At 69.9% G+C, this 23315-nt stretch carries 25 protein-coding genes and 1 pseudogene; 21 read left to right on the top strand and 5 right to left on the bottom strand.

Annotation, left to right across the window (positions count from 1 at the left end):
• Positions 1-55 precede the first annotated feature (55 nt).
• Complete coding sequence (locus tag MTAB308_RS06520; RefSeq protein ID WP_077098679.1) at positions 56-790, bottom strand: hypothetical protein; 735 nt, start codon at positions 788-790, stop codon at positions 56-58.
• A gap of 252 nt (positions 791-1042) precedes the next feature.
• Between MTAB308_RS06520 and MTAB308_RS06525 the strand changes: the two genes are divergently transcribed.
• The gene (locus MTAB308_RS06525) at positions 1043-2356 is read left to right on the top strand and encodes a replication-associated recombination protein A (protein WP_077098680.1); all 1314 of its coding nucleotides are present in this window, start codon (positions 1043-1045) and stop codon (positions 2354-2356) included.
• The gene (locus MTAB308_RS06530) at positions 2353-2688 is read left to right on the top strand and encodes a YciI family protein (RefSeq protein WP_077098681.1); all 336 of its coding nucleotides are present in this window, start codon (positions 2353-2355) and stop codon (positions 2686-2688) included. Before MTAB308_RS06525 ends, MTAB308_RS06530 begins: the two co-directional genes overlap by 4 nt.
• 3 nt (positions 2689-2691) lie before the next feature.
• Here MTAB308_RS06530 and MTAB308_RS06535 read toward each other — a convergent pair whose 3' ends face one another.
• Entirely contained in the window at positions 2692-3315 is a 624-nt protein-coding gene (locus MTAB308_RS06535; RefSeq protein WP_077098682.1) for a hypothetical protein, read from the bottom strand.
• Between the two features lie 135 nt (positions 3316-3450).
• Between MTAB308_RS06535 and MTAB308_RS06540 the strand changes: the two genes are divergently transcribed.
• The 12 genes from MTAB308_RS06540 (at position 3451) to aroQ (ending at position 14864) form a co-directional block, all read left to right on the top strand.
• Positions 3451-3852 (top strand): secondary thiamine-phosphate synthase enzyme YjbQ, encoded by a 402-nt coding sequence (locus MTAB308_RS06540; RefSeq protein WP_066910390.1) that lies wholly within the window; start codon positions 3451-3453, stop codon positions 3850-3852.
• Between the two features lie 63 nt (positions 3853-3915).
• Complete coding sequence (gene alaS / locus MTAB308_RS06545) at positions 3916-6621, top strand: alanine--tRNA ligase (RefSeq protein ID WP_077098683.1); 2706 nt, start codon at positions 3916-3918, stop codon at positions 6619-6621.
• Complete coding sequence (ruvX, locus tag MTAB308_RS06550) at positions 6622-7113, top strand: Holliday junction resolvase RuvX (protein WP_077098684.1); 492 nt, start codon at positions 6622-6624, stop codon at positions 7111-7113.
• Positions 7106-8359 carry an endolytic transglycosylase MltG gene (locus tag MTAB308_RS06555; RefSeq protein ID WP_077098685.1) on the top strand — a complete coding sequence of 418 codons (1254 nt, stop codon included), beginning with the start codon at positions 7106-7108 and terminating at the stop codon, positions 8357-8359. Before ruvX ends, MTAB308_RS06555 begins: the two co-directional genes overlap by 8 nt.
• The gene (locus MTAB308_RS06560; RefSeq protein ID WP_245831290.1) at positions 8337-9143 is read left to right on the top strand and encodes a shikimate dehydrogenase; all 807 of its coding nucleotides are present in this window, start codon (positions 8337-8339) and stop codon (positions 9141-9143) included. The genes MTAB308_RS06555 and MTAB308_RS06560 overlap by 23 nt, the downstream gene beginning before the upstream one ends.
• 11 nt (positions 9144-9154) lie before the next feature.
• The gene (locus MTAB308_RS06565; RefSeq protein WP_077098686.1) at positions 9155-9565 is read left to right on the top strand and encodes an A24 family peptidase; all 411 of its coding nucleotides are present in this window, start codon (positions 9155-9157) and stop codon (positions 9563-9565) included.
• 141 nt (positions 9566-9706) lie between these two features.
• Positions 9707-10735: a hypothetical protein gene (locus MTAB308_RS06570; RefSeq protein WP_077098687.1), complete on the top strand. Its 1029-nt coding sequence runs from the start codon at positions 9707-9709 to the stop codon at positions 10733-10735.
• Positions 10728-11555, top strand: a complete 828-nt coding sequence (locus MTAB308_RS06575) for a nucleotidyl transferase AbiEii/AbiGii toxin family protein (protein WP_108637210.1) — start codon at positions 10728-10730, stop codon at positions 11553-11555. The genes MTAB308_RS06570 and MTAB308_RS06575 overlap by 8 nt, the downstream gene beginning before the upstream one ends.
• Before the next feature lie 70 nt (positions 11556-11625).
• The gene (aroC, locus tag MTAB308_RS06580) at positions 11626-12831 is read left to right on the top strand and encodes a chorismate synthase (protein WP_077098956.1); all 1206 of its coding nucleotides are present in this window, start codon (positions 11626-11628) and stop codon (positions 12829-12831) included.
• Positions 12831-13355, top strand: coding sequence for a shikimate kinase (locus tag MTAB308_RS06585; protein WP_077098690.1), 525 nt, complete (start codon positions 12831-12833; stop codon positions 13353-13355). The genes aroC and MTAB308_RS06585 overlap by 1 nt, the downstream gene beginning before the upstream one ends.
• Positions 13352-14440, top strand: coding sequence for a 3-dehydroquinate synthase (aroB, locus tag MTAB308_RS06590; RefSeq protein WP_077098691.1), 1089 nt, complete (start codon positions 13352-13354; stop codon positions 14438-14440). Before MTAB308_RS06585 ends, aroB begins: the two co-directional genes overlap by 4 nt.
• Positions 14433-14864 (top strand): type II 3-dehydroquinate dehydratase, encoded by a 432-nt coding sequence (gene aroQ, locus MTAB308_RS06595; protein WP_077098692.1) that lies wholly within the window; start codon positions 14433-14435, stop codon positions 14862-14864. Before aroB ends, aroQ begins: the two co-directional genes overlap by 8 nt.
• Here aroQ and MTAB308_RS06600 read toward each other — a convergent pair.
• Positions 14861-15550 carry a B-4DMT family transporter gene (locus MTAB308_RS06600; RefSeq protein WP_077098693.1) on the bottom strand — a complete coding sequence of 230 codons (690 nt, stop codon included), beginning with the start codon at positions 15548-15550 and terminating at the stop codon, positions 14861-14863. The genes aroQ and MTAB308_RS06600 overlap by 4 nt on opposite strands.
• Positions 15551-15583: 33 nt before the next feature.
• Here MTAB308_RS06600 and MTAB308_RS06605 point away from each other — a divergent pair, with 33 nt between their 5' ends.
• A complete protein-coding gene (locus MTAB308_RS06605; protein WP_077098694.1) occupies positions 15584-16681 on the top strand; it encodes a M24 family metallopeptidase in 1098 nt (365 codons plus the stop codon).
• A 126-nt stretch (positions 16682-16807) separates the two neighbouring features.
• On the opposite strand, the pseudogene MTAB308_RS30250 reads toward MTAB308_RS06605, so the two are convergent.
• Positions 16808-17660 (bottom strand): annotated as a pseudogene (locus MTAB308_RS30250) (PE family protein); the annotation flags it as partial.
• Between the two features lie 339 nt (positions 17661-17999).
• Between MTAB308_RS30250 and MTAB308_RS30255 the strand changes: the two are divergent.
• The 5 genes from MTAB308_RS30255 (at position 18000) to MTAB308_RS06640 (ending at position 22873) form a co-directional block, all read left to right on the top strand.
• A complete protein-coding gene (locus MTAB308_RS30255) occupies positions 18000-18494 on the top strand; it encodes a PE family protein (RefSeq protein WP_077098696.1) in 495 nt (164 codons plus the stop codon).
• A gap of 122 nt (positions 18495-18616) precedes the next feature.
• On the top strand, positions 18617-19180 hold the full coding sequence (gene efp, locus MTAB308_RS06625) for an elongation factor P (RefSeq protein WP_077098697.1): 564 nt from the start codon (positions 18617-18619) through the stop codon (positions 19178-19180).
• Positions 19177-19641, top strand: coding sequence for a transcription antitermination factor NusB (nusB, locus tag MTAB308_RS06630; RefSeq protein WP_077098698.1), 465 nt, complete (start codon positions 19177-19179; stop codon positions 19639-19641). Before efp ends, nusB begins: the two co-directional genes overlap by 4 nt.
• Positions 19638-20036 carry an antitermination protein NusB gene (locus MTAB308_RS06635; protein ID WP_077098699.1) on the top strand — a complete coding sequence of 133 codons (399 nt, stop codon included), beginning with the start codon at positions 19638-19640 and terminating at the stop codon, positions 20034-20036. Before nusB ends, MTAB308_RS06635 begins: the two co-directional genes overlap by 4 nt.
• Before the next feature lie 5 nt (positions 20037-20041).
• Positions 20042-22873 (top strand): aminotransferase class I/II-fold pyridoxal phosphate-dependent enzyme, encoded by a 2832-nt coding sequence (locus MTAB308_RS06640; protein WP_077098700.1) that lies wholly within the window; start codon positions 20042-20044, stop codon positions 22871-22873.
• A gap of 4 nt (positions 22874-22877) precedes the next feature.
• Here MTAB308_RS06640 and MTAB308_RS06645 read toward each other — a convergent pair whose 3' ends face one another.
• Complete coding sequence (locus MTAB308_RS06645; RefSeq protein ID WP_245831292.1) at positions 22878-23102, bottom strand: hypothetical protein; 225 nt, start codon at positions 23100-23102, stop codon at positions 22878-22880.
• A gap of 17 nt (positions 23103-23119) precedes the next feature.
• On the opposite strand from MTAB308_RS06645, the gene MTAB308_RS28835 reads away from it, so the two are divergent.
• On the top strand, positions 23120-23275 hold the full coding sequence (locus MTAB308_RS28835) for a hypothetical protein (protein WP_157900913.1): 156 nt from the start codon (positions 23120-23122) through the stop codon (positions 23273-23275).
• Positions 23276-23315 lie beyond the last annotated feature (40 nt).

Genomic DNA, 23315 nt, shown 5'->3' on the forward strand with positions numbered 1-23315 from the left:
TGATCTCATCACAAGCGCCACAAGGCCGCAGCGCAGCGAGATTCGCGGGTCGTGCCTACCCGAACTGCGGGCCCGGCGGCGGGCCGGGTGGCGGTCCGGCCTGGTAGCCGCCCGGCACCAGCGGCACGACCTGGCCGCCGGACAGCTTGCGGTAGGTGTAGATCAGCACGAGCACGGCGAGCGGCGCCCCGACGAGCAGGCCCACGCCGCAGGCCACCGCGCCGATGAACAATGCGGCCACCTGGACCAGCCACGCCAGCAGGGAGTTGGCGAAGTTCGACGAGACGGTCGTGAAGCTGGACTTCAGCCCCTCGATGGCGTTCTGCGACCGGTCGATGACGAACGGGACGGTGAACTGCGCGAAGATGCCCACGATGAGGCCGGGGATGACGAAGCACGCCGAGGCGATCGAGGTCAGGATTCCCACGATGATCGCCGCCAGGATCACCATGCCGAGGTTGCGCGGCTTGAAGAACGAACCGAGGCCGACCTGCCGCCCGTCGGCGATGTCGAGGACTCCGGACAGGAATGCGGACTCGGCGTAGATGATCACCGCGTACATGAGTATGTAGCCGACGATCATTAGGGCCAAGCCGCTGGCGCTGATGTTCGCGGTGGTGGTGGCGTAGCCGTCGGAGTTGGTCGTGGTGGTGGTCGAGCCCATGCTGCCGCCGACGGGGATCAGGGCGTAGGCGGCGCCGGCCAACGCCAGGTAGATGAGGGTGGCCACGATCAACGGGACCGAGTTCTGCGAGAACTTGCCCCACGCCCAGCTGAACGCCTCGCCCACGCTGTATTGCGGGCCCGGCGGTGGCGGCGGGCCCGCAATACAGCGTGGGCGAGGCGTTCAGCTGGGCGTGGGGCAAGTTCTCGCAGAACTCGGTCCCGTTGATCGCGGGGGGACGTTCTGGCCTGGGTACTCGGGAGGCTGGCTCATGTCCGTCCTAGCTGCTGGATTCAACTTGTGGGCACGCGCATCCAAACTCGGCAAACCGGAACTTAGCAAATAACTGCCCGGGGCGCGCCGTCGGCACGACGTGGTATGCCTGAAACCGTGCCCGACGGTCTGTTTGACCTCCCCGGCGCACCGCGGACAACCGACCACGGCCTGGGCGTGTCGGCCGGTGCGCCCCTGGCCGTGCGGATGCGGCCGGCATCGCTGGACGAGGTGGTGGGGCAGGACCACCTGCTGACGCCCGGGTCGCCGCTGCGCCGCCTGGCGGAGGGCTCGGGCATGGCGTCGGTCATCCTGTACGGCCCGCCGGGCAGCGGAAAGACGACCCTGGCGGCGCTGATCTCGCAGGCCACCGGGCGCCGGTTCGAGGCGCTGTCGGCGCTGTCGGCCGGGGTCAAGGAGGTCCGGGCCGTCATCGACGTCGCTCGCCGGGCCCTGCTTTCGGGCGAGCAGACCGTCCTGTTCATCGACGAGGTGCACCGGTTCTCCAAGACCCAGCAGGACGCGCTGCTGTCCGCCGTGGAGAACCGGGTGGTGTTGCTGGTGGCCGCGACCACCGAAAACCCGTCGTTCTCCGTGGTGGCGCCGCTGCTGTCGCGGTCGCTGATCCTGCAGCTGCGGCCGCTGACCCCCGACGACGTCCGCACCGTCGTCCAGCGCGCCGTCGCGCCGGAGGCCGTCGACCTGCTGGTGCAGCTGGCCGCGGGCGACGCCCGCCGGGCCCTGACCGCGCTGGAGGTCGCCGCCGAGGCCGGCGAAGCCGTCAGCGTCGAGACCATCGAGCAGTCCCTCGACAAGGCCGCGGTGCGTTACGACCGCGACGGCGACCAGCACTACGACGTCGTCAGCGCCTTCATCAAGTCGGTGCGCGGCTCCGACGTCGACGCCGCGCTGCACTATCTGGCCCGCATGCTCATCGCCGGGGAGGACCCGCGGTTCGTCGCGCGCCGGCTGATGATCCTGGCCAGCGAGGACGTCGGCCTGGCCGACCCGACGGCGCTGCCGACCGCGGTCGCCGCCGCCCAGACCGTGGCGCTGATCGGCATGCCCGAGGCCCAGCTGACGCTGGCGCACGCCACCATCCATCTGGCCACCGCGCCGAAGTCGAACGCGGTCACCACCGCGCTGGCAGCGGCGATGGACGACATCAGGGCGGGCAGGGCCGGGCTGGTGCCGCCCCACCTGCGCGACGGGCACTACTCCGGTGCCGCGGGGCTGGGCAACGCCCAGGGCTACAAGTACTCCCACGACGATCCCGATGGCGTTGTGGCGCAACAATATCCGCCGGATGAGCTGGTGGGCGTGGACTACTATCGGCCCACCGGCCGCGGCGGCGAACGCGAGCTGGCCGGCCGGCTGGACCGGCTGCGCGCGATCATCCGCAAGAAGGGACGGGCATGAAAACCTTCACGGACGAGGAGATGGGCCGGTTGCTGCCCACCGCCAAGCCCTACAGCGTCGTGATCCTCAACCGCGGCCCGAGGTTCGGCGACGAGTCGTCGCCGGGGCTCATCTGGGAGCACGGCCGGCGCAACTTCGGCCTGCGCGACGACGGCGTGCTGGCGGTGGTGCTGCCGGTCACCGACTCCTCCGACGTGTGCGGCATCGGGGTGTTCGCCGCGACGCTCGAGGAGACCACCGCCCTCATGGACGACGACCCGGGGGTGGCGGCGGGTGTCTTCACCTACCAGGTGCACCCCTGCCGCGGGTTCCCCGGGGACGCGCTGCCGTAAGACCTAGACGAGCTCGGGCACCCGCAGGTGGGCGATCGCCAGCTCGAACTCGGCCACGTCCACCACCTCGGCGCCCAGGTCGCGGACCCGCCTGCTGCGCAGCTCGGTGGCGCGGTCGCGGTTGCGGGCCATCGCGTCGATGCTGTCGAACGTCGAGCAGGACACCGCCCGGCGGCACGCCGGGTGATCGACCATCAGGCTGGCGCTGCAGAACCCGTCGAGCTTCTCCATCTCCGGGAGCACCGCCATCCGGTAGAAGTCCAGCGAACGGCTCAGCTGGTCCGGCACCACCTTGAGCCAGGTCGCCCGCACGCATGCCCCGTCGGCCGAGTGGTGGTCGCGGTGCAGCAGGGCGATGTCCCACTCTTCGACCTTGGCGCTGCCGTCGAACATCAACGCGGCGCGATCCCGCACCGGCGCGACCCGCTCGGCGCTGGCGCGCATCGCCTCCATCGTCTGCCAGGCGCTGGTGGCGATGCATCTGCCGGACTGGCGGTCCACCAACAACGACAGCCCGACATACCCGTTCATCTCCTGCAGCGCGGGCATGACGACATCGCGAACGTGCGCGATGCCGATGTCGACCGAAAGGGGCTGGGCCTGGATGGTGGTAGAGCGTGCGTACATGGTCGGGCCTCCCGTGTCGGGGCTTGTATCTCACCGGGCCCCGGTGGGCTCCACCGGTCCCACCAAATACCTTCCTCCTAGGGGGCAATCCGCCGCAATGGGCGCCGCGGGTGCGGGCGCCGTAGGCTGGAGCGGGTGCATACCGATGTCCTGGAGGTGGACACCGCGCGCCGCCGCGTCGTCGACCTGACCGACGCGGTGCGCCGGTTCTGCTTCAGCTATGGCGACGGCCTGTGCAACGTGTTCGTCCCGCACGCGACGGCCGGGGTCGCGATCATCGAGACCGGCGCCGGCTCCGACGACGACCTGGTCGACACGCTGGAACGGCTGTTGCCGCGCGACGACCGCTACCGGCACGCGCACGGCTCGGCGGGGCACGGCGCCGACCATGTGCTGCCGGCGATCGTCGCGCCGTCGGTGACGGTGCCGGTCGCCAGCGGCGACCCCCAGCTGGGAACCTGGCAAAGCATCGTGCTGGTCGACCTCAACCGGGACAACCCGCGGCGGTCGGTGCGGTTGAGCTTCCTGGAGGGCTAGCTGTCTAGGCTGGGAATCCCCGATCAAGGCAAGTCGAAGCGACAGGAAGAAGCGGAACTCAAAGTGCAGACACACGAGATCAGGAAGCGATTCCTCGATCATTTCGTGAAGGCGGGCCACACCGAGGTGCCGAGCGCATCGGTGATCCTCGACGACCCCAACCTGCTGTTCGTCAACGCCGGCATGGTTCAGTTCGTGCCGTACTTCCTGGGCGCACGCACCCCGCCGTACGCCACGGCCACCAGCATCCAGAAGTGCATCCGCACCCCCGACATCGACGAGGTGGGCATCACCACCCGGCACAACACCTTCTTCCAGATGGCCGGCAACTTCTCGTTCGGCGACTACTTCAAGCGCCGCGCGATCGAGCTGGCCTGGTCGCTGCTGACCGATCCCATCGCCGACGGCGGCTACGGCCTGGACCCGAATCGGCTGTGGGCCACCGTTTTTCACGACGACGACGAGGCCGTGGAGCTCTGGCAGGAGATCGCCGGACTGCCCGCCGAGCGGATCCAGCGCCGCGGCATGGCCGACAACTACTGGTCGATGGGCATTCCCGGGCCGTGCGGGCCCTCCTCGGAGATCTACTACGACCGCGGACCCGAGTTCGGCCCGGAGGGCGGCCCCATCGCCAACGAGGACCGCTATCTCGAGGTCTGGAACCTGGTGTTCATGCAGAACGAGCGCGGCGAGGGCAGCACCAAGGAGGACTACGCCATCCTCGGGCCGTTGCCGCGCAAGAACATCGACACCGGCATGGGCGTCGAGCGGATCGCGCTGGTCCTGCAGGGCGTGCACAACGTCTACGAAACCGACCTGCTGCGGCCGATCATCGATCTGGTCGCGACGCGCGCGCCGCGTGGCTATGACGAGGGGAACCACGAGGACGACGTGCGCTACCGCGTCATCGCCGACCACAGCCGCACGGCGGCGATCCTGATCGGCGACGGCGTCAGCCCCGGCAACGACGGGCGCGGCTACGTGCTGCGCCGGCTGCTGCGCCGGGTGATCCGGTCGGCCAAGCTGCTGGGCATCGAGGAGCCGATCGTCGGCGACCTGATGGCCACCGTGCGGGACTCGATGGGCCCGTCGTATCCCGAACTCGTCACCGACTTCGACCGGATCAGGCGGATCGCCGTGGCCGAGGAGACGGCGTTCAACCGGACGCTGGCCTCGGGTTCGCGGTTGTTCGACGAGGTGGTCAGCGCGACGAAATCGTCGGGCGCCGCGGTGGTCTCGGGCTCCGACGCCTTCACCCTGCACGACACCTACGGATTCCCGATCGAGCTCACCCTCGAGATGGCCTCCGAAGCCGGCCTGAAGGTCGACCAGAGCGGCTTTCACGAGCTGATGCTGCAGCAGCGCCAGCGCGCCAAGGCCGACGCCGCCGCGCGCAAGCACGCGCACGCCGACCTGAGCGCCTACCGCGAGCTGGTCGACGCCGGGCCCACCGAGTTCACCGGGTTCGACGAGCTGACTTCCGAGGCAAGGATTTTGGGGATCTTCGCCGACGGCAAGCGGGTGCCCGTGGTCGCACACGGTTTGCAGGGGGAGGGGGGCGGCGCGGCCCGGGTCGAGCTGGTGCTGGACCGCACCCCGCTCTACGCCGAATCGGGCGGCCAGATCGCCGACGAGGGCAGCATCAGCGGAACCGGCGCGGGCGGGAGCGCCCGCGCGGCCGTCACCGACGTGCAGAAGATCGCCAAAACGCTGTGGGTGCACCGGGTCAACGTGGAGTCCGGGGAATTCGTCGAGGGCGACACCGTCGTCGCGGCGGTGGACCCGGGCTGGCGCCGGGGCGCCACCCAGGGGCATTCGGGCACCCACATGGTGCACGCCGCGCTGCGACAGGTGCTGGGGCCCAACGCCGTTCAGGCCGGATCGCTCAACAGGCCGGGCTACCTGCGGTTCGACTTCAACTGGCAGGGGCCGCTAACGGACACCCAGAGCTCACAAATCCAAGAGGTCACCAACGAGGCGGTGCAGGCCGACTTCGAGGTGCACACCTTCACCGAGAAGCTGGAGAAGGCCAAGGCGATGGGGGCGATGGCGCTCTTCGGCGAGGCCTACCCCGACGAGGTGCGGGTGGTGGAGATCGGCGGCCCGTTCTCCCTCGAGCTGTGCGGCGGCACCCACGTGCACAATTCGGCGCAGATCGGCCCGGTGACCATCCTGGGCGAGTCGTCGATCGGCTCGGGGGTGCGCCGGGTCGAGGCCTACGTCGGGCTGGAGTCGTTCCGGTACCTGGCCAAGGAGCGCGCGCTGATGGCCGGGTTGGCGTCGTCGCTGAAGGTGCCGTCCGACGAGGTGCCGGCCCGGGTGGCCAACCTGGTCGACCGGCTCAAGGCCGCCGAGAAGGAGCTCGAACGCGCCCGCCTGGCGAGCGCCCGCGCGGCCGCGACCAACGCCGCGGCCGGCGCGGAGCGCATCGGTAACGTGCGTGTGGTGGCGCAGCGGATGTCGAGCGGGATGACGGCGGCCGACCTGCGCTCCCTGGTGGGCGACGTTCGCGGAAAGCTGGGCCACGACCCGGCGGTGGTGGCGCTGATCGCCGAAGGCGACGGCGGGACGGTGCCCTACGTGGTTGCCGCCAACCCGGCCGCCCAGGACCTCGGCCTCAGCGCCAACGACCTGGTCAAAGAGCTTGCCGCGGAAGTCGACGGCCGCGGTGGCGGCAAGGCCGACCTGGCGCAGGGTGCAGGAAAAAATCCGACGGGAATTGACGCCGCGCTTGCTGCAGTGCGCAGGGCGATAGCGCGGGTCGGTTGAGTGGTCTTGACACAGCACCGCCTCCCCGACCGGCCCGGCGATCCTGATCAGGACCGCGGGCGGGGGCGGCGGCTGGGCGTCGACGTCGGCAGCGTGCGCATCGGCGTGGCCGCCAGCGACCCCGACGGCATCCTGGCCACCCCGCTGGAAACCGTGCGCCGCGACCGCTCCGGCAGGCACCTGCGCCGGCTGGCCGAGCTCGCCGCGGAGCTGGAAGCCGTCGAGGTGATCGTCGGGTTGCCGAGGACGCTGGCCGATCGGACCGGGCCGTCGGCCCAGGACGCGATCGAGTTCGCGGAGGCGCTCGGCCGCCGGATCGCACCCACGCCGGTGCGGCTGGCCGACGAGCGATTGACCACCGTGAGCGCCCAGCGGTCGCTGCGGGCCGCCGGGGTGCGGGCCAGACAGCAGCGGTCGGTGATCGACCAGGCGGCGGCGGTGGCGATCCTGCAGAGCTGGCTCGACCAGCGCAGGGGAGCCGGCCATGGTTGACAGCGCGCGGCGCGAACGCACCGACCCCGGCGCGGTCGGGGCGCCCCGGCGCGGGATGAGCCGCGTCGACCGCGGCGCGCGCCGACGCAGCGAACAGCGCAAGAACCGCCGCCGCGTCGCCGGCCGGGTCACCCTGGTGGTGCTCGTCGTGATCGCGGTGGTCGCCGTCTTCGTCGGCACCAGGCTGTGGAACACGGTGTTCGGATCCGGCGACGACTACACCGGAAACGGCAAGCGCGACATCGTGATTCAGATCCAAGCCGGCGACTCGACGACGATGGTCGGGGAGACGCTGCACACCCAGGGCGTGGTCGCCACGGTGCGCGCGTTCGTCAACGCCGCGCACGGCAACGCCGCGATCAACTCGATCCAGCCCGGCTTCTACCGGATGCGCACGGAAATCCCGGCGGCCAACGCCGTCGCGCGGCTGGCCGATCCGAACAGCCGGGTGGGGCGGCTCGTCATCCCCGAGGGCCGTCAGCTCGACGACACCACCGACATGAAGACCAACGTGGTGAACCCCGGCATCTTCTCGTTGATCTCCCGCGCCACCTGCGTGGATCTCGACGGCAACAAGCGCTGCGTCTCGGTGGACGACTTGCGCGTGGCGGCCTCCGACAGCGCGCCGACGAGCCTGGCGGTGCCGCCGTGGGCGGTCGAGCCGGTCACCGAGCTGGGCAAGGACCACCGCCGGATCGAGGGCCTGATCGCGCCGGGGACCTTCAACGTCGATCCCTCGGCGTCGGCCGAAAGCATTCTGACGAGCCTGATCAGCGCGGGCGCCGTCGAGTACGCGAAGTCCGGTTTGGTGGATTCCGCGCAGGCCATGGGGTTGTCGCCCTACGACATCCTGGTGGTCGCGTCGCTGGTGCAGCAGGAATCCAACACGCAGGACTTCCCGAAGGTGGCGCAGGTCATCTACAACCGGCTGCACGCCCACCACACACTGGAGTTCGACTCGACCGTGAACTATCCGCTGGACCGCCGCGAGGTCGCCACCACCGACGCCGACCGCGGCCAGCGGACCCCGTGGAACACCTACGTGTCCCAGGGCCTGCCCGCCACCGCGATCTGCTCGCCCGGCGTCGACGCGTTGCGCGCGGCCGAGCATCCGGAGCCGGGGGACTGGCTGTACTTCGTCACCATCGATGCCCAGGGCACGACGCTGTTCACGAAGGATTATCAGCAGCATTTGGCCAACATCGAGCTGGCTAAGCGCAACGGTGTCCTCGACTCAGCCCGCTAAGAAGGCGGGGGTGCTCGGGCGCCCCATCGCGCATTCGAAGTCCCCGGACCTGCACCTGGCCGCGTACCGGGCGCTGGGGCTGCACGACTGGACCTACGAGCGCATCGACTGCGGCGCCGAGGAGTTGCCGGGCGTGGTCAGCGGATTCGGGCCGGAATGGGTCGGGGTGTCGGTGACCATGCCGGGCAAATTCGCCGCCCTGCGGTTCGCCGACGAGCGCACCGAGCGCGCGGAGCTCGTCGGGTCGGCCAACACCCTGGTGCGCACGCCGGCGGGCTGGCGGGCCGACAACACCGACGTCGACGGGGTCTCCGGCGCCATCGGTTCGGCCTCGGGATGGGCGCTGGTCTGTGGATCGGGCGGCACCGCGCCGGCGGCCGTCGTCGGCCTGGCCGGGCTCGGCGTCACCGGGGTCACGGTGGTGGCGCGGGATCCGGACAAGGCCGCCCGGCTGGTGGATCTCGGCGACCGGATCGGCGTCGCGACCCGGTTCTGCGGCCTGGACAGCGACGGGCTCGCCGACGAGGTGGCGGCCGCAGAGGTGCTGGTCAGCACCATTCCCGCCGACGTGGCCGCGCGGTACGCCGCCACGCTGACCCCGATCCCGGTGCTGCTGGATGCCGTCTACGACCCGTGGCCCACACCGCTGGCCGCCGCGGTGGCCGCCGCCGGCGGCCGGGTGATCAACGGCCTGCAGATGCTGTTGCACCAGGCCTTTTCTCAGGTCGAGCAATTCACCGGCCTGCCCGCCCCGCGAGCGGCGATGGAGGCGGCGCTGGGTTAACGTGCCGCGGCATGGCGGCCGGGCTGGTGTTGCTGTGGATGGGCGCGCTGAGCTGCTACGACGTCCGGCGACGCCGGCTGCCCAACCTGCTGACGCTGCCGGGGGCGGCCGCCATCCTGCTGGGCGCCGCCGCGACCGGCCACGGGCCGCCCGCGCTGGCCGGGGCGGCCGCGTTGAGCGCGACCTACCTGCTGGTCCACCTGCTAGCGCCGGCGGCGATGGGGGCCGGTGACGTCAAGCTGGCGATCGGGCTGGGCGGGCTCGCCGGCTGCTTCGGCGCGCCGGTGTGGCTCCTCGCGGCGCTGGGGGCGCCGCTGCTGACGGCGCTGGTGGGCGTGGTGCGCGGCGCGTGCACGGTTCCCCACGGCCCGTCGATGTGCCTGGCCACCGCGGCCGCGGCGGGGTTGGCGGCATTCGGCTAGTAGCTGGAGGTCGAATCGCCCCGGCGGGTTGTGGGCCATAAGGTCACACGGTCGAGCGCCCGTACGCGCATATACTTCAATTCATCTCAATACTTCACTGCTACATTGAAGTATGGCATCTGAGTGAAGTATGATGGGAGCATGTCGTGGGATGAACGCGCCGTGAGCGCATTACAAGCGGTGATGCGCTGTGCGCTGCGCGGCACACGGCACCCGGAAAGCCCCCACCGTGACGTGATTGTGTCGTTCGACGACGCGGAGTTTCTTGTGCGATGGCTGCCCGTGGGTTTTCCTCATCAGGTTGCCGCGGCATTGCACGACCAGCCCAAGCCCGAAATCTTGGTTGCACCTTCCATGTCGCCGGGGGCCCGGGCGGCGGCGCACGATGCCGGTGTTGGCTGGGTCGACGAGTCGGGCGCTGCGGACATCTATTACCGCAATCCGTCAACAGGAACCACCATCGTGATTGAGACAAAGGGCACCCCGCCAGTGCCGCTCGATACCAGGCCGGGCTGGCGACCCGCGGCCCTCGCGGCGTGCGAGGCGTTGTTGGCCGGCGCCGCCGAACCGACCGTCTCCTCGGTCGTGAAGGCTACGGGCATCTCGATGGGCTCGGCTGCCGCAGCGCTGAAGTTCCTCGAAAAAGACGGCCACCTGGAAAGCGCGGTGGCACGGGGGCCGGGTTCAGCCCGTCGGGTCGTTGATCGCGGCGCGCTGCTGGACGCCTACGCGATCGCGGCGGAGCGGTTGCGATCACCGCTGTCACTGCGAGTGGGGATTCTGTGGCGTCACCCGGTCGCGGATGCAGTCGAGTTCGGTATGGCGATGGCACGCAACGGCATCGCGTGGGCAGCGACCGGCGCGTTGTCGGCCCGGGTGCTGGCTCCGTTGCAGACCGAGGTCAGTCCCCTTGAGATCTACGTGGCGGGGCGGACGCCGAGTGATCTTGGTCGAGTGGCCTTCGCGGCGGGACTGAAACCGATCGACGGCGGCCGGCTGCTGTTGCGCCCATTCCCAACGCCGGCTGGTGACAAGCTCACCATGGTCGACAAGGTCCACGGTTTGCGGTCGATGTTGTGGCCGCGGGTTTACGCGGACCTGCGTACGACCGGGGTGCGCGGCGAAGACGCCGCGCAGCACCTACGTGAGGAGCAAATGTTCGATGACTGATGAGGAACCTGAGCGGTCAGAAGCGGGGCGACGAGCAGCCGAACGTGCCCTCGTGCGCGTGGTACATCATTACGCCGGAACCCCTGAGTTCGTCTTGCTCGGCGGTCTCGTGCCCGGCTTGCTGTGCGCTCGTTCGGGTCGGCGACACGCAGGAACGACGGACGTCGACGTCCAAGTCGACCTGGAGATCGCCGCGGGCGCCGTCGAAGCTGGTCGCCTTGAAAGGGCACTGCGGAATGCCGAATTCGAGCCGGGCGGCGAGCACGTCTGGCGGTGGAGACTCGTCGACTCACCTACTGTCATCAAGTTCGAGCTGCTCGCCGACCTCGATGATCAGCCAAACGAGGCGACCGTCGAGTTCGTCGAATGCGACCAATTGGGGGCAGTGAACCTGCGCGGCACGGGTTACGCCGCCCGGGACACCGTGATTCACAAGATCAGCGCCAAGGATCACGGAACCTTGCTCAACGCTGAGATCAAGGTCGCCGGGTTGGCAGGCTTTCTAGTCGCCAAGATGGCCGCAGCGCACGGGCGACGCAAATCGAAGGACTGGTACGACATCGCGTTTGTGCTGCTGCACAACGACTACGGCGACCCCGCCGCGGCCGCGGCACGGGTTCTCGCGGTGTTCCCCGATGCGATCGGCGCGATCCGCACGTGGGTGCTGGATCTGCAGTCCAACTTCGAGGATGAGGGTTCCCAGGGCACCGAGGGTTACGTCGCGCAGATCACGATGGACCACCCTGATCTGGACGCGACCACGGCGGCTGCTGATGCTCAGTTGGCCATTGAGGTGTTCACGGAGCATCTCCTCGGCTGACGTGCCAACGTCGAATTCGAAGCAATGCTCGGATTTAAGTCCGCGCATGCCCCCGTGGGAGAATAGCCGGGTGTTGCGCTGGATCACCGCCGGAGAATCCCATGGCCGGGCGCTGGTGGCCGTGGTCGACGGCATGGTCGCCGGCGTGGAGGTCACCTCCACCGAAATCGCCGACCAGCTGGCCCGGCGCCGCCTCGGCTACGGCCGCGGCGCGCGGATGAAGTTCGAGCGCGACGCGGTGACCATCCTGTCCGGGATACGCCACGGCGTCACGCTGGGCGGCCCCATCGCCGTCGAGATCGGCAACACCGAGTGGCCGAAGTGGGAAACCGTGATGGCCACCGACCCCGTCGACCCGGCCGAACTGGAAAACAGCGCCCGCAACGAACCGCTGACCCGGCCGCGGCCCGGCCACGCCGACTACGCGGGGATGCTCAAGTACGGCTTCGACGACGCCCGGCCGGTGCTGGAGCGGGCCAGCGCCCGGGAGACGGCCGCCCGCGTCGCGGCCGGGACCATCGCGCGCTCGTTCCTGCGCCAGGCGCTGGGCGTCGAGGTGCTCTCGCACGTCGTCTCGATCGGCCCGTCGGCGCCCTACGCCGGCCCGCCGCCTGCACCTGCGGACCTGCCCGCCATCGACGACAGCCCGGTTCGCGCGTTCGACAAGGCCGCCGAAGCGGCCATGATCGCCGAGATCGAGGCGGCCAAGAAGGACGGCGACACCCTCGGCGGCGTGGTCGAGGTGGTGGTGCTGGGCCTGCCGGTGGGGCTGGGCTCGTTCACCAGCGGCGACAACCGCCTCGACAGCCAGCTGGCCGCCGCCGTCATGGGCATCCAGGCGATCAAGGGCGTCGAGATCGGCGACGGTTTCGAGACCGCGCGCCGCCGCGGCAGCCGCGCGCACGACGAGATGTACCCGGGGCCCGACGGCGTCGTGCGTTCCACCAACCGGGCGGGCGGGCTGGAAGGCGGCATGACCAATGGGCAGCCGCTGCGGGTGCGGGCCGCGATGAAGCCCATCTCCACCGTCCCGCGGGCGCTGGCCACCGTCGACATGGCGACCGGCGACGAGGCCGTCGCCATCCATCAGCGCTCGGACGTGTGCGCGGTGCCGGCCGCCGGGGTCGTCGTCGAGACCATGGTGGCGCTGGTGTTGGCCCGCGCGGCGCTGGAGAAGTTCGGCGGCGACTCCCTGACCGAGACCCGCCGCAACATCGAGTCCTACCAGCGGGCGGTCGCCGACCGGGAATCGCCGGCCGCGCGCGGGACCGCGTGATGGCGCCCAAGGCGGTGCTCGTGGGGCTGCCGGGCTCGGGCAAGTCCACCATCGGGCGGCGGCTGGCCAAGGCCCTCGGCGTCGGCCTGCTCGACACCGACGTGGCGATCGAGCAGCGCACCGGCCGCACCATCGCCGACATCTTCGCCACCGACGGGGAGCCGGAGTTCCGGCGCATCGAGGAGGAGGTGGTGCGGGCGGCGCTCGCCGACCACGACGGCGTCCTCTCGCTCGGCGGCGGCGCCGTCACCAGCCCCGGGGTGCGCGACGCGCTCGCCGGGCACACCGTCGTCTACCTGGAGATCGGCGCCCGGGAAGGGGTGCGGCGCACCGGCGGCGGGGCCGTGCGGCCCTTGCTGGCCGGGCCCGACCGCGCCGAGAAGTACCGTGCCCTGCTGGCCGAGCGCGCCCCCCTCTATCGGCGCGTCGCGACCATCCGGGTCGACACCAACCGCCGCAACCCCGGGGCGGTGGTCCGCCACATCGTCTCGCGGCTCCAGGCGCCGAGCGAGGCCGCCAGGTGACCGAGCGCAGCGGGCCGGTCACCGTGTACGTGGCCGTCGACGAGCCCTACCCGGTGGTCATCGGCACCGGGCTGACGGGCGAGCTGGAAGGAATCCTGGCCGGCCGGCACCGCGTCGCGATCCTGCATCAGCCGGTGCTGGCCGAGGCCGCCGAGGTCATCCGAACCAGGTTGGCGGACAAGGGGATTGACGCGCACCGCATCGAGATCCCGGACGCCGAGGCCGGCAAGGACCTGCCCGTGGTGGGGTTCATCTGGGAAGTGCTGGGGCGCATCGGAATCGGCCGCAAGGACGCCCTGGTCAGCCTCGGCGGCGGCGCGGCCACCGACGTCGCCGGTTTCGCGGCGGCAACCTGGCTGCGCGGCGTCGACATCGTCCACGTGCCCACCACGTTGCTCGGCATGGTCGACGCGGCCGTCGGCGGCAAGACCGGCATCAACACCGACGCGGGAAAGAACCTGGTCGGGGCGTTCCACCAGCCGCTCGCCGTCGTCGTCGACCTGGCGACGCTGAAGACGTTGCCGCGCGACGAACTCGTCGCCGGCATGGCGGAGGTGGTCAAGGCGGGCTTCATCGCCGACCCGGTGATCCTGGACCTGATCGAGGCCGACCCGCAGGCCGCCCTGGACCCGCAGGGTGAGGTGCTGCCGGAACTGATCCGGCGCGCCATCGCGGTCAAAGCCGAGGTGGTGGCCGCTGACGAGAGGGAGTCCGAGCTGCGCGAAATTCTCAACTACGGCCACACTTTGGCGCACGCCATCGAGCGCCGGGAGCACTACCGGTGGCGGCACGGGGCCGCGGTGTCGGTCGGCCTGGTGTTCGCCGCGGAGTTGGCCAGGCTCGCCGGCCGGCTCGACGACGACACCGTGCGGCGCCATCGCACCATCCTCACCTCGCTGGGCCTGCCGGTCAGCTACGACGCCGACGCGCTGCCTCAGTTGCTGGAATACATGGCCGGCGACAAGAAGACCCGCGCCGGCGTGCTGCGGTTCGTCGTCCTCGATGGGCTCGGGAAGCCGGGCCGGTTGACGGGGCCGGACCCGTCGCTGCTGGCGGCGGCGTACGCGGGGCTGGCTCATGAGTGAGACGGTGCACGTGATCAACGGCCCGAACCTGGGGCGGCTGGGCCGGCGCGACCCCGACGTGTACGGGGACACGACGCACGACCAGCTGGCCGCGCTGATCGAGCGCGAAGCCGAGACCCTCGGGCTCAAAGCCGTTGTGCGGCAAAGCGATAACGAAGCCCAGTTACTGGACTGGATTCATCTGGCCGCCGATGCCGGCGAGCCGGTGATCCTCAACGCCGGCGGCCTCACCCACACGTCGGTGGCGCTGCGCGACGCGTGTGCCGAGCTGAGCGCGCCCCTGATCGAGGTGCACATCTCCAACGTGCATGCCCGCGAGGAGTTTCGGCGCCACTCCTACCTCAGCCCGGTCGCGACCGGCGTGATCGTCGGGCTCGGCATCCAGGGCTACCTGCTCGCCCTGCGCTACCTGGCCGGCGGTTAACCCTTCTCCGGCTCCTCGCCCGGCTTGGCGTGCCTGGCGTCGTCGGTGCGGATCACCTCGGTCTTGGCGTCGTCGTCGCCCGCCGCCGGGATCGTTTCGGTGGGCGCCTCGCGCTCGGCGGTCGCGATCGACCCGGTGCGCTCCTCGGCCTGGGCCCCGGCGGCCGTCTGCGCGGGTATCTCGCCGGTGGGAGCCTCGTCGCCGCGAACGGCCGAGAAGACGTCGGTGTCGGCCCGCTCCTCGTCCGCGCCCTCCGGGCGGGGCGGCGGGTTGCGGTCGATCCGCCAGCGACCCACGGCCACGCCGATGATCCCGGGCACGAAGACGAGCAGCGCGGTGAACGCCGCGAACGTCGTCACCTCGTTGATCAGGCCCCCGGTGTAGAGGCCCTGGTAGAACAGCGCGATGAGCCAGGCGACCGCGCCGCTGACGATGCCCGCGAACAGGCCGGCCAGCAGCCAGGTCATCGCCAGGTCCTGGCGGCGATCCGGATCCGGCTGGGCCTTGGCGTCGGCCCGGCCGTCGAGCACCCCCCAGATCGCCACGCCGATCACGAACAAGATCAGCAGCACGACGCTGATCAGACCGGCCTGTGTCTGCCACGCGTTGATGAGCGCGCCTTGGAGCAATCGAAGTACCACCATGGCCGCGGCGAACACCAATCCGCGCAGCATCCAGTTCCTCATGAAGGAAAAGCGTAGCGAGTACCGTCAAGGGTCGTGACACATTCCCAGCGTCGAAACAATCTGAAAGCGCAAATCGGAGCCAGCGGGCTGGACGCGATGCTGGTCACGGACCTGATCAACGTGCGCTACCTGTCGGGTTTCACCGGTTCGAACGGCGCGTTGCTGGTTTTCGCCGACGATCGGGGCCCCGTGCTGGCCACCGACGGCCGGTACCGCTCGCAGGCGGCGGCGCAGGCACCCGACCTCGAGGTCGCCATCGAGCGGGCCGTCGGGCGCTATCTGGCGGGCCGGGCCGCCGACGCCGGCGTCGGCAAGCTGGGCTTCGAGAGCAACGTCGTCACCGTCGACGGTTTCGATGCGCTGACCGGCGAGATCGAGGAGCACAAGGCGGCCACCGAGCTGGTGCGGGCCGCCGGGACCGTCGAGGCGCTGCGCGAGGTCAAGGACGCCGGCGAGGTCGCGCTGCTCCGCCTGGCCTGCGAGGCCGCCGACGCCGCGCTGGCCGAGCTGGTGGCGCGCGGCGGCCTGCGCCCCGGGCGGACCGAACGCGAGGTGGGCCGCGAGCTGGAGTCGCTGATGCTCGACCACGGCGCCGACGCGATCTCGTTCGAGACCATCGTGGCCGCCGGCCCGAATTCGGCCATCCCGCACCACCGCCCGACCGACGCGGTGCTGGCCGACGGCGACTTCGTCAAGATCGACTTCGGCGCGCTGGTCGCCGGCTACCACTCCGACATGACCCGCACCTTCGTCCTCGGCAAAGCCGCCGACTGGCAGCTGGAGATCTACCAGCTGGTCGCCGACGCGCAGCGGGCCGGCCGGGAGGCGCTGAAGCCGGGCGCCGACCTGCGCGAGGTGGACGGCGCCGCGCGCCGGCTGATCGCCGACGCCGGGTACGGCGAGCTGTTCGGCCACGGCTTGGGGCACGGCGTCGGCTTGCAGATCCACGAGGCGCCGGGGATCGGCGCCACGTCCACCGGCACGCTGCTGGCGGGGTCGGTGGTTACCGTGGAGCCCGGCGTCTACCTGCCCGGCCGCGGCGGCGTCCGGATCGAGGACACCCTGGTGGTGGGCGATAAGGCACCCGAACTGCTGACCCGGTTTCCCAAGGAATTGGCGGTCTTGAGTTAGCTGATACCCGTGGTGCCGTGGGCGCCGAACAACACTCCGCGGTGCTGTATGGCCGATAGCGGTGACGCTAGTGATCGGGGCACCGGCGTGGTTCGAGGGTCAGCTGGTGCCGATGCTCCCGGGGGTACCCAAAATTATTCCGCGGGTCCCGCCGGCCCCACCTTTACCGTGAACGATGCCGAGCCCGCCGTTACCGCCATTGCCGCCGTTACCGATCAGCTGGGCGTTGCCGCCGTTCCCGCCGTTGCCGCCGTCACCGCCGGTGGCGCCGGCGCCGCCGTCGCCGCCGCTGCCCAACAAGCCGGCTTCGCCGCCGTTGCCGCCGGCGCCGTTGATGTTGCCGCTGCCGCCGGCGCCGCCGGCACCACCGTTGCCGTAGAAGAACCCGCCGTTGCCGCCCTGGCCGCCGTTGCCGGAACAGGCCCCCGGCCCCGCCGTGCCCACCCGTGGTCACACCGCCTCCGCCATTGCCGCCATTGCCGAGCAGCCCGGCCGGCCCGCCGTTGCCGCCGGCCCCGACATTGGCGTTGCCGCCGTTGCCCCACAGGAGGCCGCCGGGGCGGCCATTGGTGGCAGTGCCCTGAGCGGTGGTCGTCCCGTTCGCGCCGTTGCCGATCAGCGGACGACCCAACAAGGCCTCGGTGGGCGCATTGATCACCCCGAGCACGTCCTGCTCGAGGGTCTGCAGCGGGTTGGCGTTGGCGGCCTCGGCGCCGGCGTACTGTGCCGCACCGGCGCTCATCAGCTGGACGAACTGCTGGTGGAAGGCGGCCGCCTCGGCGCTGAGCGCCTGGTAGGCCTGCCCATGCGCCCCGAACAGCGACGCGACGGCCGCCGACACCTCGTCGCCCGCGGCCGCCAACAAATTCGACGTCGGGGCCGCGGCCGCGGCGTGCGCTGCGCCGAGCGCCGAGCCGATATTCGCCAGATCCGAGGCCGCCGATGACATGAACTCCGGCGCCGCAATGACAAACGACATGCCACCCACCTACCTCACCGGTGTGCCAAACCCGTTGGCGGGCTTCTTCACGCACCGCGCAGTCGCCTGGCCTACAACGGTTGACGCTAGCGATCGCGCGCACCGGCGTTCAATTAGGGATTTCCCTATATTTTTGTAGGTCCGCGGGCCTCGGGCTCCCCGCCGCGTCCGGGCGCTCCTCGAATACAACGCGGTGTTCTGCTTGTCGCCGACCGCGTTGATTGAGCGCCAATATCGGGCGGAAGAGGCCAAAAGATGGACACGATGCCCAAAGTTGGTTCCTTGTTAAGTTTCTGTGCGCGCACCCGCGGGATAGTCTAACCGGATGCGAGAGCCGACATGTCATTTGTGACCGCGCGGCCGGAGGTAATCGCATCCGCGGCAACGGATTTGGCAGGCATCGGCTCGAACCTCAGCGCGGCCCATGTCGCGGCAGCTGCCCCGACGCTCGCGGTGCTGCCGGCGGCCGCCGACGAGGTGTCGGTAACCATCGCGAACTTCTTCTCTCGGCACGCTCAGCACTACCAGGCGCAGGCCGGGCAGGCTGCGGCGTTTCAGGAACAGTTTGTTCAGCACCTCAGTGCCGGTGCGGGCTCGTATGCGGCCGCCGAGGCCGGCAACGCCGCGGCGCTGCTGCAGCCCCTGGCCGCGATCGGGGGCGAGATTCAGAGTTTCCTCGACAACGCTCTCGCTTCGTTCAGCCAGTTACTCAATTCGCTGGCCGGCTTCTTGGTTCCGCTGATCCGCGAGGCAATCGCCTTTTCGACCGCGTTCTTTTTCGTCTTCGTTCTTCCGACGATAGAAATTGCGCTGAATATTCTTGTGTCCCTCTAAGGGACGAGTGGACGCCGGACCGCCGGCGCCGGTGGCACGGGTAACCTCTACGGGGTGCCCATGTGTGGGCAGGCAACCCCGGTTCCCATGGAACCGGCCATCCCGTAGGAGATACACCGACCGTGCCAAGTACTGCCGACTTCAAGAACGGACTGGTGCTGGTGATCGACGGCCAGCTATGGCAGATCGTCGAGTTCCAGCACGTCAAACCCGGCAAGGGGCCGGCCTTCGTGCGCACCAAGCTGAAGAACGTCGTCTCCGGGAAGGTGGTCGACAAGACGTACAACGCGGGCGTCAAGGTGGAGACGGCCACGGTCGACCGCCGCGACACCACCTACCTGTACCGCGACGGCTCGGACTTCGTGTTCATGGACAGTCAGGACTACGAGCAGCACCACCTGCCGGAGTCCCTGGTCGGCGACGCCTCGCGGTTTCTGCTGGAGAGCCTGCCGGTGCAGGTGGCCTTCCACAACGGGGCGCCGCTGTACATCGAGCTGCCGGTGTCCGTCGAGCTAGAGGTCACTCACACCGAGCCCGGCCTGCAGGGCGACCGGTCCAGCGCGGGCACCAAGCCCGCCACCGTCCAGACCGGCGCGGAGATCCAGGTGCCGTTGTTCATCAACACCGGGGACAAGCTGAAGGTGGACACGCGCGACGGCAGCTACCTGGGCCGCGTCAACGCGTGAGCCGGCCTCCCAAGGGACGTCATCAGGCGCGCAAGCGCGCCGTCGACCTGCTGTTCGAGGCCGAGGCCCGGGGGTTGAGCCCGGCGGAGGTCGTCGAGGTGCGCACCGCGCTGGCCGACACCAACCCGGACGTGGCGCCGCTCTACCCGTACACGGCTGCGGCGGCCCGCGGGGTCAGCGAACACGCCGCCCACATCGACGACCTGATCAGTTCGCACCTGCAGGGCTGGACGCTGGACCGGCTGCCGGCGGTGGACCGGGCGATCCTGCGGGTCGCGGTGTGGGAGCTGCTCTACGCCGACGACGTGCCGGAGGCGGTCGCCGTGGACGAGGCCGTGCAGCTGGCCAAGGAGCTGTCCACCGACGACTCGCCGGGCTTCGTCAACGGGGTGCTGGGCCAGGTCATGCTGGTGACACCGCAGATTCGGGCGGCGGCCCGGGCGGTCCGGAAAGAACCGTGACGCGGCTGGAGCTGCGCGCCGCCGTCGCCGCCTTCCTGGCCGCGACGGTGGTGCTGGGTGCCGTCGTGTGCGCCGCGTACGGGTGGACCGTCGTCGCTTCGGCGCTGGCGATCTACGCGCTGGGGGTGGGCGCCTGGCTGTACCACTCGATCGAGCGCCTGGTCGTGGCCCGCCGGATCAGCACGGTCCGCTCGGCGGCCCGGCCGCTGCAGCCGCTGCTGCCGGTGATGGCGGCCATCATGGGCCTGACGCAGGCCGTGGTGCGGTCACTCAGCGACGTCACCGAGCTGCCGGCGCGCAGCCGGGAGCTTCCGGTGCTGCGGTGGATGGACGGCACCCGGCCCAATCGGCGGCCCCTGAACGGTGACGACGGCAAGGACGAGCGGGCACAATAAGCCAGATGGATCCAGACAGCGCCCGCCCGCGCCGGCTTCGTGTGTCCGCGCTGGCCGCCGTGGCCAACCCGTCGCACACGCGCCTGGACACCTGGAACCTGCTCGACGACGCGTGCCGTCACCTGGCCGAAGTGGACCTCGCCGGAATGGACAAGACGCACGACGTGTGCCGGGTGGAGCGGCTGATGAACCGGCTGGCGGCCTACGAGCGGTACTGGCTGTACCCCGGTGCGGCGAACCTGGCGACGTTCCGCGCCCACCTCGACTCGCTGTCGACGGTGCGGCTCGCCGAGGAGGTGTCGCTGGCGGTGCGGCTGCTGGGTGAATACGGCGACCGCGCAGGGCTTTTCGACACCTCCGCGCCCCTGGCCGAGCAGGAGCTGGTCGCCCAGGCCAAGCAGCAGCAGTTCTACACGGTGCTGCTCGCCGACGACGCCCCGGCGACGGCGCCGGACAGCCTGGCCGAGTGCCTGCGGGCGCTGCGCAGACCCTCCGACGAGGTGCAGTACGAGCTGCTCGTGGTGGGCAGCATCGAGGACGCCATCACCGCGGTCGCGCTGAACGGGGAGATTCAGGCCGCGATCATCCGCCACGACCTGCCGCTGCGGTCCCGCGACCGGGTGCCGTTGATGAACACGCTGCTCGGTCCGGCCGGCGACGATGTGGTGGCCAGAGACACCCAGGACTGGGTCGAATGCGCCGAATGGATCAGGGAGCTGCGGCCACACATCGACCTCTACCTGCTGACCGACGAGTCGATCGCCGCGGAGACCGAGGACGAACCCGACGTCTACGACCGCACGTTCTACCGGCTCAACGACGTCACCGACCTGAACAGCACCGTCCTCGCGGGCCTGCGAAACCGTTTCGGCACCCCGTTTTTCGACGCCCTGTGCGCCTACGCGGCGGCCCCGGTCGGCCAATTCCACGCGCTGCCCGTCGCGCGCGGCGCCAGCATCTTCAACTCCAAGACCCTGCAGGACATGGGGGAGTTCTACGGCCGCAACATCTTCATGGCCGAGACGTCCACCACGTCCGGGGGATTGGACTCGCTGCTGGACCCGCACGGCAACATCAAGGCGGCGATGGACAAGGCGGCCGTGACGTGGAACGCCAATCACACCTACTTCGTCACCAATGGCACCTCGACCGCCAACAAGATCGTGGTGCAGGCCCTGACGCGTCCGGGCGACATCGTGCTGATCGACCGGAACTGCCACAAGTCGCACCACTACGGCCTGGTGCTCGCCGGGGCCTACCCGCTGTATTTGGACGCCTATCCGCTGCCCGAGTACGCGATCTATGGGGCCGTGTCGCTGCACACGATCAAGAAGGCGTTGCTCGACCTCGAGGCCGCCGGTCAGCTGCACCGGGTGCGGATGCTTCTGCTCACCAACTGCACGTTCGACGGCGTCGTGTACAACCCGCGCCGCGTGATGGAGGAGGTGCTGGCGATCAAGCCGGACATCTGCTTCTTGTGGGACGAGGCTTGGTACGCGTTCGCCACCGCGGTGCCGTGGGCGCGGCAGCGGACCGCGATGGTGTCGGCGGAACGCCTCGAACAGATGCTGGCGTCACCGCAATACGCTGCCCAGTACCGTGATTGGGCCGCCGAGATGGAGGGGGTGGATCGCTCCGAGTGGGTGGAGCGCCGGCTGCTTCCCGACCCCGCCCGCGCGCGGGTGCGCGTGTACGCCACGCACTCCACGCACAAGTCCCTATCGGCGTTCCGGCAGGCGTCGATGGTGCACGTCCGCGACCAGGACTTCAAGGCGCTGACCCGCGACTCGTTCGTCGAGGCGTTCTTGACCCACACCTCGACATCGCCGAACCAGCAGCTGCTGGCGTCGCTGGACCTGGCGCGCCGGCAGGTCGACATCGAGGGCTTCGAGCTGGTCCGCAACGTCTACAACATGGCGCTGGTGTTCCGGCACCGGGTCCGCAAGGACCGGCTGATCGGCAAGTGGTTCCGCATCCTCGACGAGTCCGACCTGGTGCCCGACGAGTTCCGGGCGTCGTCGGTCAGTTCGTACCGTCAGGTCAGGCAGGGCGCGCTGGCCGAGTGGAACGAGGCGTGGCGCTCCGACCAGTTCGTGCTCGACGCGACGCGGGTCACCCTGTTCATCGGCAAGACCGGCATGAACGGCTACGACTTCCGCGAGAAGATCCTGATGGAACGCTTCGGCATCCAGATCAACAAGACCTCCATCAACAGCGTGCTGCTGATCTTCACCATCGGGGTCACCTGGTCGAGCGTGCATTACCTGCTCGACGTGCTACGGCGGATCGCGACCGACTTCGAGCGCAGTGAGAGCGTCGGCGGCAAGGAGGACCGCGCCCTGCAGCAGCGCCGGGTGGAGGAGATCACCGAGGACTTGCCGCACCTGCCCGATTTCAGCGAATTCGACGTCGCCTTCCGCCCCGTGGACGCGTGCAACTTCGGCGACATGCGCTCGGCGTTCTACGCCGGATACGAGGAGTCGGACCGCGAACACGTCCTGATCGGCATGGCCGGGCGGCGGCTGGCCGAGGGCAGGACCCTGGTGTCCACCACGTTTGTGGTGCCCTACCCGCCGGGCTTCCCGGTGCTGGTCCCTGGCCAGGTGGTCTCCAAGGAGATCATCTACTTCCTCGCGCAGCTGGACGTCAAGGAAATCCACGGCTACAACCCCGACCTCGGGCTGTCGGTGTTCACCGACGCGGCGCTGGCACGCATGGAGGCCCAACGCAATGCGGCGACGGCCGCGGTGGGTTCGGCGTACCCGGCCTTCGAGCTGCCGGCCGACGCTTCGGCGCTCAACGGCGACGCCGCGCACCCGGTCACCGAACGCGCCTGAGGGGCTACCCGGCCACGGCCGGCCAGTCCGACATGCCCTGCCGGATTCCCCGGGCGATCGCTTCCTTTCGGGCGGGGCTGCCGGCTGGAGCCGCCTGTTGGCAGCTGCAGCTGAGGGTGCTGAACGCGCCCGGGTCGGCCCCCGCCGCCGCCGATCCGACGACGCCGGCACCCACCGCGATGGCGACGCCGATCAGCAGTTTGGTGATCACGTTCGGCACGTTAGGCATGATGGCCGCTCCTTAGGATGAAGGCTGCTGATCAACAGCGCCTGGCAGTTGTCGGCGCCGTCTCGATGACGCGCGTAGAGAAAGTTGCCGGAGACACGCCGGTCAATGTGCGCGGGCGCCAGATGGCGAGCATCCGGCGCAAATCCTCGACGTTCATCGCAGCGCCAGCCTAGGAGCGTGCCGCTGAGAACCCGCTGAGAAGCCCGTTGAGCT

The organism is Mycobacterium terramassiliense, assembly GCF_900157385.1.
GTDB lineage: Bacteria > Actinomycetota > Actinomycetes > Mycobacteriales > Mycobacteriaceae > Mycobacterium > Mycobacterium terramassiliense.